At 56.6% G+C, this 17,493-nt stretch carries 17 protein-coding genes and 1 pseudogene; 5 read left to right on the plus strand and 13 right to left on the minus strand.

The window, feature by feature from the left end:
* Window positions 1–29 precede the first annotated feature (29 nt).
* The 5 genes and pseudogenes from PSH91_RS09600 to PSH91_RS09620 form a co-directional block, all read right to left on the minus strand.
* Complete coding sequence (locus PSH91_RS09600) at window positions 30–242, minus strand: tail protein X (RefSeq protein ID WP_305468008.1); 213 nt, start codon at window positions 240–242, stop codon at window positions 30–32.
* A pseudogene (locus PSH91_RS09605) lies at window positions 242–699 on the minus strand (head completion/stabilization protein). Before PSH91_RS09605 ends, PSH91_RS09600 begins: the two are co-directional and overlap by 1 nt.
* A 104-nt stretch (window positions 700–803) precedes the next feature.
* Window positions 804–1,502, minus strand: a complete 699-nt coding sequence (locus PSH91_RS09610) for a terminase endonuclease subunit (protein WP_305468010.1) — start codon at window positions 1,500–1,502, stop codon at window positions 804–806.
* Window positions 1,503–1,512: 10 nt separating this feature from the next.
* A complete protein-coding gene (locus PSH91_RS09615) occupies window positions 1,513–2,520 on the minus strand; it encodes a phage major capsid protein, P2 family (protein ID WP_258690735.1) in 1,008 nt (335 codons plus the stop codon).
* A 43-nt stretch (window positions 2,521–2,563) separates the two neighbouring features.
* The gene (locus PSH91_RS09620; protein WP_027912630.1) at window positions 2,564–3,394 is read right to left on the minus strand and encodes a GPO family capsid scaffolding protein; all 831 of its coding nucleotides are present in this window, start codon (window positions 3,392–3,394) and stop codon (window positions 2,564–2,566) included.
* 167 nt (window positions 3,395–3,561) lie between these two features.
* Between PSH91_RS09620 and PSH91_RS09625 the strand changes: the two genes are divergently transcribed.
* Both PSH91_RS09625 and PSH91_RS09630 read left to right on the plus strand, forming a co-directional pair.
* Window positions 3,562–5,322 (plus strand): terminase ATPase subunit family protein, encoded by a 1,761-nt coding sequence (locus PSH91_RS09625; RefSeq protein ID WP_305468520.1) that lies wholly within the window; start codon window positions 3,562–3,564, stop codon window positions 5,320–5,322.
* Entirely contained in the window at window positions 5,319–6,338 is a 1,020-nt protein-coding gene (locus PSH91_RS09630; RefSeq protein WP_305468013.1) for a phage portal protein, read from the plus strand. Before PSH91_RS09625 ends, PSH91_RS09630 begins: the two co-directional genes overlap by 4 nt.
* A gap of 24 nt (window positions 6,339–6,362) precedes the next feature.
* Here the strand turns inward: PSH91_RS09630 and PSH91_RS09635 are convergent, their stop codons facing one another.
* Together PSH91_RS09635 and PSH91_RS09640 are read right to left on the minus strand one after the other, a co-directional pair.
* On the minus strand, window positions 6,363–7,304 hold the full coding sequence (locus PSH91_RS09635) for a HEPN domain-containing protein (protein WP_305468015.1): 942 nt from the start codon (window positions 7,302–7,304) through the stop codon (window positions 6,363–6,365).
* A gap of 48 nt (window positions 7,305–7,352) precedes the next feature.
* On the minus strand, window positions 7,353–8,060 hold the full coding sequence (locus PSH91_RS09640; protein ID WP_305468017.1) for an SOS response-associated peptidase family protein: 708 nt from the start codon (window positions 8,058–8,060) through the stop codon (window positions 7,353–7,355).
* A gap of 97 nt (window positions 8,061–8,157) precedes the next feature.
* On the opposite strand from PSH91_RS09640, the gene PSH91_RS09645 reads away from it, so the two are divergent.
* Window positions 8,158–8,583: a LexA family transcriptional regulator gene (locus PSH91_RS09645; protein ID WP_014338712.1), complete on the plus strand. Its 426-nt coding sequence runs from the start codon at window positions 8,158–8,160 to the stop codon at window positions 8,581–8,583.
* Complete coding sequence (umuC, locus tag PSH91_RS09650) at window positions 8,576–9,853, plus strand: translesion error-prone DNA polymerase V subunit UmuC (RefSeq protein WP_305468021.1); 1,278 nt, start codon at window positions 8,576–8,578, stop codon at window positions 9,851–9,853. Before PSH91_RS09645 ends, umuC begins: the two co-directional genes overlap by 8 nt.
* 940 nt (window positions 9,854–10,793) lie before the next feature.
* On the opposite strand, the gene PSH91_RS09655 is transcribed toward umuC, so the two are convergent.
* Window positions 10,794–10,985: a hypothetical protein gene (locus PSH91_RS09655; protein WP_305468023.1), complete on the minus strand. Its 192-nt coding sequence runs from the start codon at window positions 10,983–10,985 to the stop codon at window positions 10,794–10,796.
* A gap of 160 nt (window positions 10,986–11,145) precedes the next feature.
* On the minus strand, window positions 11,146–11,361 hold the full coding sequence (locus PSH91_RS09660) for a hypothetical protein (RefSeq protein WP_095962958.1): 216 nt from the start codon (window positions 11,359–11,361) through the stop codon (window positions 11,146–11,148).
* Between the two features lie 535 nt (window positions 11,362–11,896).
* On the opposite strand from PSH91_RS09660, the gene PSH91_RS09665 reads away from it, so the two are divergent.
* A complete protein-coding gene (locus PSH91_RS09665) occupies window positions 11,897–12,517 on the plus strand; it encodes a GIY-YIG nuclease family protein (RefSeq protein ID WP_305468026.1) in 621 nt (206 codons plus the stop codon).
* A gap of 618 nt (window positions 12,518–13,135) precedes the next feature.
* Here the strand turns inward: PSH91_RS09665 and PSH91_RS09670 are convergent.
* From PSH91_RS09670 to PSH91_RS09685, 4 genes are all read right to left on the minus strand, one after another.
* Entirely contained in the window at window positions 13,136–13,777 is a 642-nt protein-coding gene (locus PSH91_RS09670) for a hypothetical protein (protein ID WP_305468027.1), read from the minus strand.
* A gap of 330 nt (window positions 13,778–14,107) precedes the next feature.
* Complete coding sequence (locus PSH91_RS09675) at window positions 14,108–14,986, minus strand: hypothetical protein (protein ID WP_305468029.1); 879 nt, start codon at window positions 14,984–14,986, stop codon at window positions 14,108–14,110.
* Between the two features lie 285 nt (window positions 14,987–15,271).
* A complete protein-coding gene (locus tag PSH91_RS09680; RefSeq protein ID WP_139050691.1) occupies window positions 15,272–15,613 on the minus strand; it encodes a DUF6124 family protein in 342 nt (113 codons plus the stop codon).
* A gap of 366 nt (window positions 15,614–15,979) precedes the next feature.
* Window positions 15,980–17,314 (minus strand): phosphate ABC transporter substrate-binding/OmpA family protein, encoded by a 1,335-nt coding sequence (locus PSH91_RS09685; RefSeq protein WP_305468032.1) that lies wholly within the window; start codon window positions 17,312–17,314, stop codon window positions 15,980–15,982.
* Between the last annotated feature and the right edge of the window lie 179 nt (window positions 17,315–17,493).

Raw genomic sequence — 17,493 nt, forward strand, 5'->3', positions numbered from 1 at the left:
GGTGGGTTCGTGGGCTCGTTGCAGGTTGATCAGTCCCATAGGTTCACCATCTGCCGCTGTGGCGCAGCCGTCTGGGCTTCTGGCATTTTCACAGGCAGGCCTTGGGGCAGGATCGGCCCGTAGTCGGCCAGGCCGGGGTTGGCTTCGAGCACCGCTTCGGTCACGCCGGCGGTGCGGCCGTAGTGACGCCAGCACAGGGCGTCAACGGTGTCGTTTTGGAAGGCGTGGACGGTGACGGGCATCAGATCAGCTCCACGGTGGTGCGGTTGATGCCGAGGAAGTCACGCACGGCCCCAGCGCAGGTCGCGGCGGTAATCATCGATGTTGGGCGTCTTCGGCGTTCTGGTTGCCGCTGTTGGTGGTGTCGTAGGAGCGGTAGCGCTCACACACTTCGGCGCCGGTAGCGGCTTCGATGGCGCGGCGGTAGAGGTGCACCAGGACAGATACGTCGTTGATTTTTTCGCCGGGAACGTCTGCTAGTTCGGCATGGCCTGCGGTCTGCTGGATGGCGCGCCATCCGCTCAGCTCACGGTTGACGCTGATGGCGGCGGCAACGGCGGCGGTTTCCAAACGTGGCACGGTGACGCTGGCATCGATCCGCAGGGTGGCTCGCAGCTCGTCGAGATCAATCGAGGGCCAGAAGGCGTCGGTGTTGATATGGCCGCTGGCGACGGGGCCGCTGGCTACGAATCCACTCATGGAACAGCACTCAAAAATAGGTCGCCGGTGGTCGGGGCTTCACGTTCAGGAGGAGCGGCCTGGCCGATCCGCCCCGAGCCGGCGGGGTGCGTGGGGACGCTCGGTTAGCCGGCAGGGCCGGCAAGTTTGTTGAGCAGGCGTTCGGCCCGCTCCAGATCTTTCTTGCCACCGCAGGCGTCGTGCAGGGCGATGGCTTTTTTCAGTAGATCCACACCGGCCTGGACCTTGCCGGGTTGGCCCGGGGCCTCCTCCGTGATGCCTTCCAACGTGGCGCGGCCCATGGCGAGAAACAGCTTGGCGCGGGCCTGGTCGGGCATGTCCTCGGCGTCGGTGAGTTCGGCGGTGCGGTGCAGGATTTCCAGGTCGAACGGTTCGCCAACCTTCTGAGCCTTGAAGGCTGCCGTCGCGACTTCCTCGGCGACCAGGCAACCCAAGGTGCGGGCGAAGCGGTCGGGCATGACCATCTTGTGTTCCAGCACGTAGGTCGCGATGTCGAGCCCTCCGGTGAAGTCACCGGCATCGAAGCGCCAGACCATGACGGTGGTCAGTACCTCGTCCTGCGCCCCCTGGCCGCCTTCCAGCACACCTTGCACGTAGGATTCATAACTCGGCAGCAACTGGCGCTTGAGTTCGGCCTTGCCCTGGTTGGACTGGACCTGTTTCAGGCGCAAGCGGTCTTGCAGCAGCTGGTTGAGTTGGTGTTCGTATGCTGTAGCGCCGGCCATGGTTTGGGTGGGTTCGGTCGCTGCCGCCTCAATGGCGGCAGTGACACGTTCAAAATGGCGGCGGCAGGGGTTGGTCATGATGGCCGCCTCAGTTCAGGGTGATGTTTTCGGCCATGGCCGCGCAGCCCAGGTCTTCGATGACGTAGCTTTCATTCACCGATTCGTAGTTCTCGATGCGGTCGCGCTTGGCGTTGTCCACAACGGTGCGGCGGCGGGTACCTTCCTGCCAGTACAACGACAGGTTGTCCAGGCGGGTCACCAGCAGGCCGTTGGCCGGGAAGTGCGGCACGCGTACCGCTGGCAGGTTGCCGAGCCGTTTTTGACTGGTGACGATGTCGGCCGCCAGCATTTCGGTCGGCGCCTGGACCTTGTTGATGATCGGGAAATACTTGTCGGCCAGCAGTTGGCGACCGCAGATGACCACCAGTTCGGTGTCCTCCTGATACCAAGGTTCGATGAACTCGTTGACCATGCTGACGACCAGGGCGTCGATGTTTTCGAAATCCTTGCCGGAGCCGATTTCGATTTTGCCGCTACCGGCCACGACCTCATCCAGAACCCGGGCGGGGTTCTCCAGGCGCATTTTCTGAAGCCAGCCGATGTTGACGTCCTGCAACAGCGGGTTGGTGAGCGGGTTGGATGTAGCGGCACGGCTGATCCCGTTCCAGCCAATCATGATCCGGTTGAGGGCCTGGGCTTTGATGATGGCGTCGCGGATGCGTGCCTGGAAGTCCTTGAACTTGGCCCACTGGTCCAGCTTCTGATAGCGCAGACCGGTATCGAAGTTGGTTTGGGTGCAGGTGTACCCACGGTCGTCCAGGCCGCTTGGATCGCGTGGTTCGCGGTCTTTGACGGTGGTGTCGGTAGTGCTGGCAATGGTGCCGTCGATACCGATGCCAATCTTTTCACCCGACTGTTCCGATACGGGGTAGAAGTTGATTGCGCTGAGGAACGCGCTGGATTCCTGCATGCGGGTTTCCAAGGTCTGGGCGACGCTTGGGTCTGCGGTGAATTTGGTGGTGACGTCAGTCACCCCATGCAGCTGCGCCAGTTGTTGCAGGTAGGCGTTGAACAGTACTCGGGTGTCGTTACGCATGTTGATCGTCCTTCATGATTCGGGGCTGTGGTTGGGCTGACTGTCAGCAGTCGGTCACGACCAGGTCATTGCCGCCGGTTACAGGCGGGCGCGTTTTCTGGCTGTGGTCCTGGGTGGTGGAGAGCTTGTTTTTCAGCTCTGTGAGTTCCGTGCTGACCTGGTCGAGCTGGGTTTTCAGCCCCGCCGAGAATTTCTTTTCGGCGGCCAGTTGGTCGGGTAGATCCTTGACGTGTTCGGCGATGGCTTCGACGGCTTCGCCGATCTGGGCGAACTCGGTATCGTCCTTGGCCTGCTTGCCGGTCAGCAGCGCTTGCACCTTGTTGAACAACTGGGCGCCGATGCTGGGCTTCTCTTCGATTTCCTCGAACTTCAACTCGGTTTCCACCGCCTCGGTAAACATCGACGTTGCCGAGTAGTGGCGATCCTTGAAGGGGCTGGCGTCCGGTTTCTGGGCTGAGAACGCCAGGACGTCGGTGCCCAGGCTGGCGGGCGAGTCAGTGACCGCCAGGCCGACGATGTAGGCTTCGCCGGTGTCGGCAAAGCTGTCGTCGATTTCGATGGAGGTGTAAATCTTCTGTTTCGCCTTGTTCATGGCGATCAGCTCAGGGGTGGGTTCAACCTGGGCGAACAGGGCCAGTTTTTTCTGGCCGTTGATGTCCACCTCTTCGGTTTTTACTGCCAGGACATCGCCGTAGGCCTTGAACGGGCTATCGGGCAACAGGCTGCGGAAATGCTCCAGCCAAATACGGGCGCCGTAGGTGGACGGGTTGAAGTTCTTGGCGGCCTGTTCCAGCCAGCTGCGTTTGATGGTGCGCTTGTCCGAAGTAGCGCCCTCGACGGCGACGCGGAACCAGTTGCTGCGAAACTTCTTCATGCTGGGAATCCTCAGTGCGTGGGGCGCCTGCTGGGTTGAGCAGTGCGTTGCAATGAGGGGCATGGTCGTCACGGGCGCGAGCGGCGGCAACGAGGCGGGACTGTAGGCGGGGAGGGTACAAGGGGCAGCGCTATTGAGTCGTCGCCATGGGCGGCAGCATCTCGGCCATGACGACGACCTGCCTGCTGCCTATCGATCCACGACGCCAATCCAAGTTCCTGTACTGGATGGGTTGGCGCATCTGCGAGATTGCCGAGGCTACGGGCGAAAAAGAAAAAACGCTACACAGCTGGAAGGCCCGCGACGAGTGGGACCGGGCCGACAATGTTGAACGCATCGGTGGCGCCCTGGAAGCGCGCTTGGTGCAGTTGATCCTCAAGGACAACAAGACCGGCGGCGATTTCAAAGAGATCGATCTGTTGCATCGACAGCTTGAACGCCAGGCCCGCATTCAGCGCTTCCAGGACGGTGGTACCGAAACCGACCTCAATCCGAACCTCGCCAAGCGCAACGAGGGGCCGAAGAAAAAGTCACCGAAGAACGACATCAGCGAAGACCAGATCGAGCTGCTGCGCGAGGCGTTCATCGACGGCTGTTTCGACTACCAAAAAGACTGGTACCGGGCGGGCAACCAGCGCACCCGCGTCATTCTCAAGAGTCGGCAGATCGGCGCCACGTACTACTTCGCCCGCGAGGCGTTTATCGACGCCCTGGACACTGGGCGCAACCAGATTTTCCTGTCGGCTTCGAAGAACCAGGCCTACCTGTTTCGTGGCTACATCCAGGCCTTCGCCCGGGAAGTCATCGGCGTTGAGCTGACCGGTGACCCGATTGTGCTGCCCAATGGCGCCGAGCTGTTCTTCCTCGGAACCAACGCCCGCACCGCCCAGGGCTACCACGGCAATTTCTACTTCGACGAATTCTTCTGGACGTTCAAGTTCGAGGAGTTGAACAAGGTCGCCTCGGGCATGGCGATGCACAAGAAGTGGCGCAAAACCTATTTCTCCACGCCGTCGAGCATGGCTCACGAGGCGTACACCTTCTGGACGGGGGAACGATTCAACAAGGGCAAGCCGGCCGCGCAGCACACCAAAGTGGACGTGACCCACGGCGCACTCCAGCAGGGCCGGTTCTGTGAGGATCGGCTGTGGCGACAGATCGTCACGATCCTCGACGCCGAGCGGGGCGGGTGCGATCTGTTCGACATCGAAGAGTTGCGCCGGGAGTACAGCCCCGAGGCCTTCGCCAACCTGCTGATGTGCGAGTTCGTTGATGACGGCGCGAGCATCTTCCCGCTGTCGGTGTTGCAGTCCTGCATGGTCGATAGCTGGGTGGAGTGGGCCGAGGACTACAAACCTTTCGCGATGCGCCCGTTCGGCGACCGTCAGGTATGGGTCGGCTATGACCCGGCCGAGACGGGCGATTGTTCCGGCCTGGTGGTGGTCGCGCCGCCCCTGGTGCCCGGCGGCAAATTTCGCGTGCTTGAGCGCCACCAATTTCGCGGCATGGACTTCGCCGCCCAGGCCGCCGCCATTAAGGGCGTGTGCGACCGCTACTGGGTCACCTACATCGGTATCGATGTCACCGGCCTAGGCAGTGGCGTTGCCCAGCTGGTGCGCCAGTTCTTCCCGGCGGTGACCACCTTCAGCTACTCGCCCGAGGTGAAAACCCGCCTGGTGCTGAAGGCCTACGACGTGATCCACAAGGGCCGGCTGGAGTTCGACGCCGGCTGGACCGACATGGCCCAGTCGCTCATGGCGATTCGCAAAACCATCACCGCAGGCGGTCGCCAGTTCACCTACACCGCCGGCCGCAACGACAACACCGGCCATGCCGACCTGGCATGGGCGCTCTTCCACGCATTGCAAAACGAACCGCTCGAAGGGCAGACCGCTGCCAATACCGGGCGAATGGAGATTTTCACATGACCGAACAACTCGCCAGCCAAGAGCTACTGCCGGCCACCCTCGACGCCGCCGGTGCGGGTACCCAGGTGTTCAGCTTCGGTGACCCGACGCCGGTGCTGGGTGGTCGGGAGGTGTTCGACTACCTGGAGTGCTGGTTCAACGGGCGGTGGTATGAGCCGCCGTTGTCGCTTAACGGTTTGGCTCGGTCTGTGGGAGCGAGCGTGCATCTGCATTCGGGGTTGATGTTCAAGCGCAACCTGTTGAGCAAGACTTTTATCCCGCATCCGATGTTGTCCCGGGCGGCTTTTGAACAGTTCGCCCTGGACTTCCTGTGCCTGGGCAATGGGTACCTGGAGAAGCGCCGGTCGGTGCTGGGCAACACACGGCAACTGGTACCGTCGTTGGCGAAGTACATGCGAGCCGGGCCGGAGGGGCAGTTCTACCAGGTGCAAGGGTGGAAGAACGAGCACGCCTTTGAGCCGGGCAGCATTTTTCATCTGCGCGAAGCGGATTTGCACCAGGAGATTTATGGACTGCCGGAGTGGATCAGTGCGTTGCAATCGGCGTTATTGAATGAGTCGGCGACGTTGTTCCGGCGCAAGTATTACGAGAACGGCAGTCACGCCGGTTTCATCCTGTACATGACCGACGCGGCGCAGACTGAGGCGGATATCGATGCCTTGCGTAAAGCGTTGAAGGAGTCCAAGGGGCCGGGGAATTTTCGAAACCTGTTTGTCTACTCGCCCACGGGCAAGAAGGATGGCATTCAGCTAATCCCTGTCAGCGAGGTAGCGGCCAAGGACGAATTCAACTCGATCAAGAATCAGACCCGTGATGACGTGTTGGCGAGCCTGCGGATTCCACCACAGTTGATGGGCATTGTGCCGCAGAACGCGGGTGGATTTGGATCTATTAGCGAGGCTGCTCAGATCTACGCAGCCAATGAACTGGAACCTATTCAACAAAGGATGAGCCAGCTTAACGATTGGATCGGTGAGGAGGTTATTTCATTTAAGGTTAAGGGCCTAGAGAGTTAGGCCCAAGGTGAGCAGCGACGGCAATTACAATTCCGTTATTATGCCGAATATTAATTTTCTCATGTGCTCTTCGATTGCGACATTGGTCCCCTCGAACAGGTGATAAATATCATCTGAGGTTAATATCTTTGTATAGATTTTCCTTGCTATGTCATCGCAATGCTGAGATGTTTCTATGAGGTCTTTTATATCCTTGTCTGGGATGATATCCCCGTGTACGGCCTTTGACCGAATACCGTAAGCTTTTTTTGTTCTTTTAAATATTTCAAGTCTTTCATTCGGATCGTTTGATAGAGAAAAAGCTATTCGCTCGGCTAGCTGATGCGAGAGTTCCACTGCGTTGGTGCTTAATAATGATTCAAAAAATGAACAGTAGGTTGATATTTTTATTGCTAAGTCACTCGCTCCGCGCGCCATTTGTAGATGGTAGCTAGCTACGTTTATTCTGCCTGTAGATTTTTGTAACGCGGTATGCGCTGGATTGTTCTGCTCTTTTAGTCCTCTAAAGGCGTTGAAAGACAGTGCGCAAGCCGACTCAATCTCTTCCTGATTTAAGGTAAGCTTTTCCTTGCCACCTTTTGCTAAGGAATAATGCATGCTCAATGAATTGCTATGAATGCATGTGCTATCGGTTCCTATGGCGAAGCCGGTATCGCTGTTAACATTGCAGTCGCGTTCCAGCCAAAGCGCGATCAAAAAAGCTTGTGCTTCTCTTAACAGATTAATGATCTCTATTTGTGCTCCCTCTTCAGCTAGAACGCTGCCAGTAGTGTAGATTACTGGTATTCCGCTTGTGAGAAAATTGTATTCGAGTTGGCCTAGAGCTGGAATTTGCCAAAGTGGTATTTTTGACTTTATAAGGCTCGGGTTATTCGTTATGAAAGTGTTTTTTGCGGTTTTTATTGGGTCTTTTAGTGTCTGGGATATGTTTAAATCGGTCAGGCCTGTTATGTATAAAAAATTCACTTTTGCCTCGTTTGTCTAAGTTGGCGTGAGGGGCTGTAAGAGTGCTTTTTAAGGCCAAGCCCCAGCGTCTGCCAAAGGTTCTATCAGCTCTGGACCGTGATTTTTCACATTTCCCACTGCTCTGCCTACGGGATACCACTCGAAATCCTCGATAGGCCGACAGCGCTCTAATGCAATTTCCTCAGCGCGCCCCGGCTTAAGGTCAGGCGTTAACCACTCGCGAGCTTCCTGCGGCGATAGCACCAAAGGGCGTCGGTCATGGATATCCACCATGCCCTGATCGCTGGCAGCGGTAACGATGACAAAACCATCGCCTTCTTGTCCCTCTAGCCCTGGTTGAGCCTGTGCAAGGGCGCCGAAGAACATAGGCTTTTGGGTTTTCAGGCGAATGAAATAGGGCTGTTTTTTCTTCGGGTCATTGGGGTCTTTGACCCACTCATACCAGCCCTCGCTTGGAACCAGAGCACGCCCGTTCGGCCAGAGCTGTTTGAAAAACCTCCCCGTCGTGACAGTTTCAACCCTCGCATTGATGGGGTCGGGGCGTTTTCCCTTCGCCCAAAATGGCGACCAGCCCCACCTGATCGGGGTGATGTGAAGACCGGCATCGCTGGTGTGCAAGATTTGCACCCGTGTCGTCGGGGCAATGTTGTACCGGTTGATCGGCACTGCATCGAAACCGCTGAATAGCGGGAGCTGTGGCCCTAGCTCCTCCATAAACACCGCCATCCCCTCGTACTGCACGAATCTCCCGCACATGGGTTGTCCCGCCTGTCAGATTTTTCCTATACAAAATTGACCGCCAACCTTGTACAAAGTTAACTGTATGTTCGTACAGTATCTTGGAACGTGCGTCATGAGCTTTTCAATTCTAGGCCCTATTGCCGAGGGTGGCTTGAAGCTGCCCTTGTGTTCGTTTCGAGTGCCCGCCGGGTTCCCATCTCCGGCGGCGGACCACATCGAAGCGCACATCTCATTGGATGAGGTTCTGAACATTCGCGCCCCGCATGTCTACCTGGTCTCAATCGCTGGGGAGAGCATGCAAGGCGCCGGTATTTTTGAAGGCGATCTCGCGGTGGTGGACCGCGCTTTGGAGCCGGCGCACGGTCACATCGTCGTAGCGCTGCTGAACAACGAGCCCGTATGCAAGCGGCTTTGCATTCGCGGCAGGGAGGTGATTCTCCTTTCGGAGAACCCAAAGTATCCACCGAGGTACGTGCTTGAGGGCGACGAGCTGGTTATCTGGGGCGTCATCACATGCAGCGTGCGCAGCCATGTCTAAACCCCTGCCAGTTTTCGCCCTGATCGACTGCAACAGCTTCTACGCCAGTTGCGAGCGCGTATTTCGACCCGACCTGGCCCGCGTGCCCATCGTGGTGCTGAGCAACAACGACGGCTGCGTGATTGCCCGCAGTTACGACGCCAAGCCCTATGTGAAGATGGGCGAGCCATATTTCCAGATCAAGCACAAGCTGCATAAGCACGGCATCGTCCCGTTCTCGTCGAATTACGCGCTCTACGGCGACATGAGTGAGCGGGTCATGACACTCATTGAATCAATGGTGCCTGCCGTTGAGGTCTACAGCATCGACGAAGCCTTTGCCGACATGACTGGCATCGACGGCCGGGATACCCTCGGGCGGAAGATCCGCAGCCAAGTGCTGCGCTGCACCGGCATCCCGGTCGGGGTGGGGATCGCCCACACCAAAACCCTGGCAAAGCTGGCAAACCACACCGCCAAACGGCTCCAAGTGGAGACCGGCGGCGTGGTCGATATCTGCGACCCGTTCAAGCGTGACTGGGTTTTGCGCAACACCGACGTGTCCGAGGTCTGGGGCGTTGGTCGCAAGATGAAACTTCACCTGGACGCCATGGGGATCAAGACCGCGATGGACCTGGCTAAGGCCGACCCGTGGACGCTACGCAAGAAGTTCAGCGTGGTGATTGAGAAGACCGCCCGGGAGCTGGCCGGCACGCCGTGCCTGGAGCTGGATGAACCGGACCCTCCGAAGCAGGAAATTTGCTGTAGTCGGATGTTCGGGAAGCGGCTCACGGACCTGGCACCCATCAAGGAAGCGGTGGCTACCTACATGATGCGTGCTTCGGAAAAGCTCAGGGCGCAGCAGTCGCTGTGCAAGAAGATCCGCGTCAGCATCCGCACCGGCATGTTCAACCCGGAGGAGGCGAAGTACGCCAATGGTGTGCTGATCGACATGCCGTACCCCACTGATGATGTGCGGCTGCTGACCAAGGCAGCGGTGGACGCGCTCGACCGCGTGTTTCGGCCGGGCTTCAAGTACAGCAAGGCTGAGGTGCTGTTGATGAACCTCTGTCAGCAGGGGGAGTACACCGACGACCTGTTTGCCACCTCCCAACCAGCCGACGCCACGAAGTTGATGGCGGTGCTGGACCAGATCAACGGGCGATGGGGTAGAGGGACACTCCGATCAGCCAGCGTGCCCGTCAACCCAGACTGGGGCATGCGTCGGGAGATGATGAGCCAGAGCTACACGACCAGGCTGGACCAGCTGTGGCAGGTATCCTGTCGGTGACCTGCTGACCCCATGAGCCGCCCGCCGAGGCGGTTTTTTTTTTGCCCCGAAATGGTGCGCAGTCGGCGGGCTGTGGCGTGCTTCAAACCTGGCGCGCGCCGTCGTCCCCCCACCTCGCCTCCGGTCTAAATAGGCCTTTTTTTCCGCACTTCTGCACCCCCGTTGAAATCAAGCCCGCTGGGCGCTAGCGGAGCTGATCCAGGCTATCGAATACCTGCGGATCCCTGCGAAGGTGGGTGTCTTTCGCAGCACTCATACGCATGCTCAGGCGTACGGATTTCGGAGGCGGCGCGGGAAAAGGGTTAGGTTTTTTTTGAGAGGGGTGCATTGAGCTGGAGCGCCCGTATTTGCTGGGCTTGAGACCTAACTTTGATAGGTTAGGTTGGGTTAGGTTAAAGGTTAGTATTTCATAAGTAACTGTTTTTAAAGGAATTTATAAATTGAGTATTTAACATCAATAAAGGTTAGGAAATTACCAAAAACTAACCAGAAGCTAACCTCAGCATTCCTTCGCAAAGCCTTACCAGACAAGGCTTCCAGGGCGGTGGGATAAAAACTAACCCTCCTAACCTCTTTCCCGTGGGTCAACATAAAACGGCGGATAAGCTTAGGGTGGATATCTACTGAAGGTGCGTACAGAACTGCGCAGTTCGCACGTTCCCATTCATCCGCACGCACTCTCGTCCACGGAGCGTCAGTGGGTGAGGTTGTGGGTGGTGTTGGGATTGGAGCGACAAGCATTACAGCGCACCCATGCGCACGGCTCCGCTCGTCAAGGTGGGCTGTAACGGGGATTACGGGCTTCTGGTGAAACTCGCATACGTGCGTTTGGCATAGCGGAATGGATCGTTCGCGCCCGGGATGCGATAGCTATCGTTATATGTCGGGCGGTTAGGAGACTGCCCGTGGCAACGGACCGCGCCAATCAAGCGGCATCGTCTCAGCCACCTTTATTGTATTGACGAAGAAGATTTTCCAAGACGGCTTCAAACTCGCCCAACGGTAGCTTCGTCTTCAGCGCTGCCATCGTTTCTGATGCGTTGCTGACGGCCGTTGCTTCATCCCTTCCAGTTCGGAAGGCCCACTCTCTAGCTGCACGCAAGATGGACTGCTCATCTATCTTTTCATCCATCGCTGTGGCCTCGTTCAAGCGGAGGAACGCCCATTCGACGACGCGGGGCGCGCTTACTATTTTTGTCGCATCCTACGGATCGCTCGTACTCCAGACGCCGACAAAGCCTGGCTTTTATCCGCTGCCAGCAGGTCAATAAACAAACAGCCGCTACTGCCATTTAGGTGAGATCCGCCCCTCTCAACCGGGCCAGGCCTTGTTTAATATGTCCGGCATTTTCAGTAATCGTGTTAAGCGCCCCTCGAACATTCTCACCTGCCTCCACAGCGTCTTGCTGCTCAGCCCACAGGGTCAGCTCCATTACTGCCGCCTCTAGGGCCAGTTGATTCTGATAAAGCCGTTCCAGTACATCCGCTAGTGAGTATTCGCTTGCCATGATCGCCGACTCGTTTCGAAAGGAATTGAGCATAGCAGCAGCAATGCTCGGGATTGCTGGAGCTAGCGAGAAAGGGGCAGGGCTTCAACGTATTAGGTTGGCGTTGGTACAAAAATGGTACGGGGCTTGGCGCAGGGTGCTAAAGCGCACGTATTACGTGGCCTGTAGAATTAGAGGTTCCAATCCATCATTGGGGCAACGGAGAAGCGGCGGGAGAGTGATTGGGGGGCGGCTGTGATTAAGGGCATTGGGGAATCTGAATGGGTAGGGCAGAGGCGGGGAGTTTATCAGGAATGGGATAGGGTAAGGCTGGCGGGCTAGATTGGTGAGAGAGTTGAATCTCCCGGCAGGGTCAGAGATTCCCAGGTTTAGTCGGGAATCTTAGGGCGCTGGTTGCTATGTTGGGATTGCACGCCGTCGCAGGGCCGGTAAATAATTCTGTACTCTTTTTCGTACTCTTTTTCTCTTACTGTAACGTCGAGTAATGTAGAGTCGGATCTATGTCGCGGGTTGGGCACTTACTTCGTGAGATACAATGAACGTGACTGGATCGTCACTGGGAGTCATGAATATGGCCCATGGGTATATCTACTTGCTCGTTCACAGTCGCGGTGATGTGTTTAAGGTCGGGATTAGTACAGTGCCCACCAAACGGCTCTACAAGCATACCCGTCAAGATTTCGAGGTCGTTGATGGTACGCTTTACAAGCTCCCGAGTATCGAAGCCGCGCGTCACGTTGAACTGCTGATCCTTCGCTCTCTACCAAGTGCGCGCGGTAAAGGGGCTAGCCGCATTATTGATGGCCGGACAGAATGCTTTCGTATCGGATACCTTCGCCTGGTGAGCAATCTCCTCCTTGCCGCACTCGAGTCGCCGTTGGGTGAAGGCTATGAGGTGTGCGATATAGAAGGCCACATCAAGGTTCAATCAAGAATGAATGGCTGGGACATTCCGGAAGTGCGGGCCGCACGCCTGGACAGCCCTCAATGCTTGGTCAACGGCGTTACGTATAAGAGCTTTCGAAGTGCATGGATCTCACTACTCGGAGAGGAAACTCCTGGCCGCCAATTTGCGCGGATTCAGTGGAAAAAGCTGGGTAAATTGGAAGTTCGTGGTCTGTTATTCGAGAAGACTCACGGTAACGTCGAAGAATAATCCTCGCTCCTGGTGTGGAAGCCTATCTGGCTAGCATGTAGGCTCTCAAGAAACGAGTGATTCGAGGCTGGCCAGTAATCGTCACCATTTCTGGACTAGTGAGTGACCGATTCTTGCCGTAACCCGACACTGAGCAAGCGAAAAAAGGGGTTATCTTCAGCTCAGAAAAAGCCCCGAGTCTTTGCACCGGACACGGGGCTCTAGGATGCGCGAATTCTGGTACCAATATCCGTACCAAGCGTTGCTTTTTGCGAGCAAATTCAGGTAGTCCTATTCACGGAACCCCCAATTTCATTACCTCTGCCCACCAAGCTGAATCCACCCTAACTAGCGGTGTAATTATGCTCCGCCAGACACAGGCTCGGATTCTAATCGGCCCGGGGGGGCAAAAGGGGGCAAATCGTACGCCAAACCATGCCATTCAATGCCCGCTATGCATTTACGCAAGCAGGCAAGAATGGGCGTTACAGCCAGCGAATACGAACCTCTTCCGCCAAAAACGCCACATACCCAGCACCATGGGTACGGATAGCGGCTATGTTCTAGCCGGGGATTTTCTGGCCAGACCACTAAGCCGAAGAGGGACCGGCATGGTGAACTGTCTTTGATCGCGAAGGATTAGTTGAATTGAAATTGATATCCGTCCTCTGTTTTATAAATGCGGGGCCAGTTATAACTGTCCTTACCATTGCTGACCATTTCGCCAAATGTCCCGAAGCATCCTGTGTTCATATGGCTGCAAGAGGCTGAAACGCCAGAGTCGGGAACTTGGTTCGAATCTATCCATTGCCAGCCTCCGTCAGAGGTTATCTCAGCGGACACAGCCCAAAATTGGCCGTTATACCAGTCGCCGCTTATTTTGCGATGAACCATTCCATAGGATCCCGCGTAATTACTCATTTGAAAAACGACCCATTTTTGTGCGTCAGCGCACATAAATCCATCTATTCCCTTGGAGTTGGGGTGGACGGCGCGAGTGCGAGCACTATGGGGGCCGTGCGCAGCCATCCATTCAATTTCAGTGCTATTGTTGGAGTCGACCCAGTTCACAGTTGCGGTTCCTCCCGGGGCAATAGGCTGCGGTGTATCTATTGATTTTATACAATATCCATGCATGCTGGTTATGCTTATTGTGTCTCTGCTATTGTTTTTAATAGTAAAGCTATGGGGCGCCTCTGCGTGGACTACATTGGTTGCGGTTAGCAAAACAACAACAGCGGCGGCAAAATTACCGATTATAGCGCAGGGTTGACGAATCATCTATGAACTCCATGTAGATAGGTTTGTTGTCATCGAGCGGGCAGCGGCATCAATCAGTTCTTTGCGGAATTCCCTCTTTAACTCTGTTGTCTATGACGGAAAATATAGGCTCATATATAAGTAGCATTTGGCGTATTGCCTGCGTGCTAAAATAAAATGTAGCAGGTTTTTGGGCTCGCACTAAAATTTCGCAAGGCTTAAGCTCTCCCCAATCTTTGAGGATGATGGACCAAGCGTTTCACGCTGGAGGTAGCGCGGCTGACATCGGTTCCTATCGGCGCAACGGCATCTTCGCTCGGTCGATTGCATCCGCGTGGTGGAGTGATTTTCTTAAAATTGAGTGAGGTCCAGGCACCCCTGTTTATGCATAAGTGCGAGGGTGATGAATATTAAGGTGCAATAGTTGTCCGCGTTGTCGATTTCGTGTGGTTTGAGGTTCGCAGTGGAATAGAGGTTGATGTCTTCTGTTTCCTCGGTGGGCGTATTATAGGAGTCGTCATTTGATCCAATCAGTAAATGCGTCAGCTCATGCAGTAGGGTGTATAGATAAAACTCGTTCTGGAATCCTGCAATCATAGGTGTATGCCGTGCGTTCAACTCAAGGCAGGGCTGATTAATCAGGATGCATAATTCAACTCCCATGAGATCCAGGAAGGCCAGGCCGTAGGTTTCTTCAGACTCTGTTGCGTCAGGGGAGGTAATGGGCTGGTAAACATGACGGAAAGTGTTCAGGTCTGTGTAGATGATTTCTGATTGGAGCATTGGTTGCTGGATCTGTGACAATATCAAGCGGAGCTTTTCTCGCAGATGCTCCCGGTCGTTGAATAGCTCATCTATATGCGTGCTGATGTGGCGGGAGATGCAGGCTGGTGAGGGTGTGTTTTCGTCAAGGGTGGCGAGAATCAACTCTATCGCCGGGGGTACGGCAGTGATAAAGCTGTTGCTCAAGCTAAGAAGTCGAGGGTCAAGGGGCAGATCGATAAGGGGGGTGTCTTTAACGGCGTCGTATTGTTGAATAAAAGCCTGCATGTTATTTTCATTGGATGTTAATGCGCTGAGAATGTCTTCGTCAGACATTTCCAAGGCGGAATGATATCCAAGCTGCTGAAAGCGTTTTTTTACGTAAGTCAGTTTTTCCGTAGGACAGGCAATAATGAAATTCTTCATTTTTTGCATGGCGGCTGTGGTGGTGATAGTGGTGAACTTCATGGCGAACTGCTCTTACTTGGTTTTGTGTGAGGCGCCGGACTATGGATTTTGGAATAAAAGTTGGCAAGAAGTGATGTGTAAACAAGTGCGATAAGTGTTGTCGTGGAGCGGGGGCTGCCTGAAGAGTTTTTGTTGCACTTAGTAGTTTGCTTTTGTTGGAAATGAATTCGCGATGCAATTGGAGCGGGTTTGCTCACGAATGCGATCTGCCTGCCAATCAGGTGCTGACTGGCAGACCGCCTTCGCGAGCAAGCCCGCTCCCACAGTGGGAGTGTGTGGTAGCGGCTAGCGTGGGTCGACGTTATCCAGCGCTCGGTTCGCCAACAAGCCGCCCAGTTCGATCAGTTGCTGAATGCCCAGGGCGACGTGACGCCGGGAACCTTCCAGATCGAAGGCCAGGTCGCTGACCATGGCATTGGCCGAGGCCAGGGTTTCGCTGAGGTTGGCGAGCAGGGCTTCGGTGTCGATGCCGTTGACGACGGTGAAGACTTGGCTTGGAGCAGGCTCGGGCTTGGTGGGTTTGGGCTTGAGGTAGAAGTCGAGGGCACGGTCGGCGGCTTTGCCGAATTCTTTGGTGTTAAGCGTGGTTGGATCGGTGTCTGGCGGATTAGGTGTTGGTTTGAACATAGATGAAACTCCTTGGTTAATGGAGCCGCACCTATTGCTACCAAACATTAGGTGGCGGCTATACGCAGGTTGGTAGACCGGGTACCAAGGCAAACCCAGCGCGCCACAAGGGCGCCCCACGCACAGCCGCCATAACAAACCTGCCGACGAAAGTTATCGGCGGCGTGTGTCTGCCGGAGCTGTGCGCCTTAGTTTTACCCGGGCTACCAAACCCGATCGCTGATTCGTCAGCGACCGGAAAACGATAAAGCCCCACCCCAAGGCGCACAAGCCGGCGGATTCTGGCGTAGTTGTAGGCAACGGCGCAAGGCGAGGCGGTCAGGTCCTACGCCTGGGCTGGCGGGATAAACATTTGGCCTTTCGGTGTCAGTAAACCCAAACCTCCACCCGCCGATTCCTCACCCGGCCTTCATCCTCGCTATTGGCCGCCACCGGCATCAGGGCGCCGAAGCCGCGTACTTCGCGCAGCGCCACACCGTGTTTGACCAATTCGCGCCGTACCGCCATGGCCCGCAACCGGGACAGAAGGTCGGCGCGTGCCGGGTCGTCCTTGGCGTCGCCAAACCCAACCAGCGTCACTCGGCGGTCGAGCTTGTCGTGCTGCTTTATATAGGCGAGCACACGCCCCAGGTCCTGCTGGGCCTTGTTGTCGAGGCTGGCGCTGCCTTCTTCGAAGCGAAAGTTGACCGACAGCCGTTGGGCGTGGCGGCTCAGGGCCTGATAGCCCTCAGGCATCAGCGCATTGGGGGTGACGGCCATGGCCTGGACGGTTTGTGCGATGAACCCGTTGGCCGCGACGATGGCCTGGCCCTTTTCGCTTTGGGTGAACTCAACCAGTGCCTCGGCCCACGGGTTGGTTTCTTGCGGTGGCAGGTAAAAGAACAGCCTGCGCGACAAAGGGTAGTCTTCGGTGGCGATCAGGTGGGTCAGCGGCATCATGGGCTGGGAGTCGCCGTCGACAATCGCCAGCGCCTTGGCCTGGCGCACGTAGGGCAAACCGATGAAACCGATGCCTTGCCGGTCCTGGCTGACAGCGTCGGAAAGCTGTTCGCTGGATTCGAAGCGCCGGGCAGAAGGGGCCAGGCGTTTTCCCTGTCGGTTGAGCACCAGTTCCTTGAAGGTGTCGTAGGTGCCGGACTGCTCATCCCGCGCGTAGAGATGAATCGGGCCGCCGGTGCCGCCCACCGATTCCCAGGTGTTTACTTCGCCGCTGAATATCTTCGCCAGTTGCCGGGTGTCGAGCTGGCGCAGCGGGTTTTGTGGATGAAGAATGATCGCCAGGCCATCGATGGCGATGACCTGTTCGGCGCTGGGGCTTTTCAGGTCCCCCAGATGTGCCAGCTCCCTGAGCTCGCTGTCCTTGATCGGTCGCGAAGATGCCGCCAGTTCGGCGCTGGCGTGCTTGAGGGCGGAAAAACCGGTGCTGGAGCCATGGGCGGCAATGTCGATTTCCACCCGCCGACCATCGGCGGCCTGGCCGACGATACGCTGCTCGTTCTCACGGTCGGTGATTTCGGTACGGACCTTGAGCAGCCCCTGATCCACCATCAGCGCCTTGACCAGCGCCGGCCCCAGCGTAGCGCCGATGGTGTTCGAGCCTTGCAGGCGCAGCGCGGGGCCTTGTTCGGGAATCGGCAGGCCGCTGGCCCATGCCGTGAGCGGCAGCCAGAGGCCCATGAAAAAAACAACGCGCAGCCGCATGCCGACACCTTCTGAACCTGAGGAAGTGCCGGAAGATTAAGTCAGTCAGGTTACTGAAAAGTGACAGGCGTGCGACTTGTCAGAAGCTGCGTTCTGTGGGAGCAAAGCTTGCTCGCGATCCAGGCGACTCGGTTTAACGGCGGGACCGTGTCATCGTTCATCGCGAGCAAGCTTAGCTC

The organism is Pseudomonas sp. FP1154 (assembly GCF_030687245.1).
GTDB classification, from domain to species: domain Bacteria; phylum Pseudomonadota; class Gammaproteobacteria; order Pseudomonadales; family Pseudomonadaceae; genus Aquipseudomonas; species Aquipseudomonas rhizophila.

Excerpts from the sequence above, each read along its gene's own strand:
- PSH91_RS09600 (WP_305468008.1), bottom strand. The coding sequence starts at position 242 with ATGCCCGTCACCGTCCACGCCTTCCAAAACGACACCGTTGACGCCCTG.
- PSH91_RS09610 (WP_305468010.1), bottom strand. The coding sequence starts at position 1,502 with ATGACCAACCCCTGCCGCCGCCATTTTGAACGTGTCACTGCCGCCATT.
- PSH91_RS09615 (WP_258690735.1), bottom strand. The coding sequence starts at position 2,520 with ATGCGTAACGACACCCGAGTACTGTTCAACGCCTACCTGCAACAACTG.
- PSH91_RS09620 (WP_027912630.1), bottom strand. The coding sequence starts at position 3,394 with ATGAAGAAGTTTCGCAGCAACTGGTTCCGCGTCGCCGTCGAGGGCGCT.
- PSH91_RS09625 (WP_305468520.1), top strand. The coding sequence starts at position 3,562 with ATGACGACGACCTGCCTGCTGCCTATCGATCCACGACGCCAATCCAAG.
- PSH91_RS09630 (WP_305468013.1), top strand. The coding sequence starts at position 5,319 with ATGACCGAACAACTCGCCAGCCAAGAGCTACTGCCGGCCACCCTCGAC.
- PSH91_RS09640 (WP_305468017.1), bottom strand. The coding sequence starts at position 8,060 with ATGTGCGGGAGATTCGTGCAGTACGAGGGGATGGCGGTGTTTATGGAG.
- PSH91_RS09645 (WP_014338712.1), top strand. The coding sequence starts at position 8,158 with ATGAGCTTTTCAATTCTAGGCCCTATTGCCGAGGGTGGCTTGAAGCTG.
- umuC (WP_305468021.1), top strand. The coding sequence starts at position 8,576 with ATGTCTAAACCCCTGCCAGTTTTCGCCCTGATCGACTGCAACAGCTTC.
- PSH91_RS09655 (WP_305468023.1), bottom strand. The coding sequence starts at position 10,985 with ATGGATGAAAAGATAGATGAGCAGTCCATCTTGCGTGCAGCTAGAGAG.
- PSH91_RS09660 (WP_095962958.1), bottom strand. The coding sequence starts at position 11,361 with ATGGCAAGCGAATACTCACTAGCGGATGTACTGGAACGGCTTTATCAG.
- PSH91_RS09665 (WP_305468026.1), top strand. The coding sequence starts at position 11,897 with ATGAACGTGACTGGATCGTCACTGGGAGTCATGAATATGGCCCATGGG.
- PSH91_RS09670 (WP_305468027.1), bottom strand. The coding sequence starts at position 13,777 with ATGATTCGTCAACCCTGCGCTATAATCGGTAATTTTGCCGCCGCTGTT.
- PSH91_RS09675 (WP_305468029.1), bottom strand. The coding sequence starts at position 14,986 with ATGAAGTTCACCACTATCACCACCACAGCCGCCATGCAAAAAATGAAG.
- PSH91_RS09680 (WP_139050691.1), bottom strand. The coding sequence starts at position 15,613 with ATGTTCAAACCAACACCTAATCCGCCAGACACCGATCCAACCACGCTT.
- PSH91_RS09685 (WP_305468032.1), bottom strand. The coding sequence starts at position 17,314 with ATGCGGCTGCGCGTTGTTTTTTTCATGGGCCTCTGGCTGCCGCTCACG.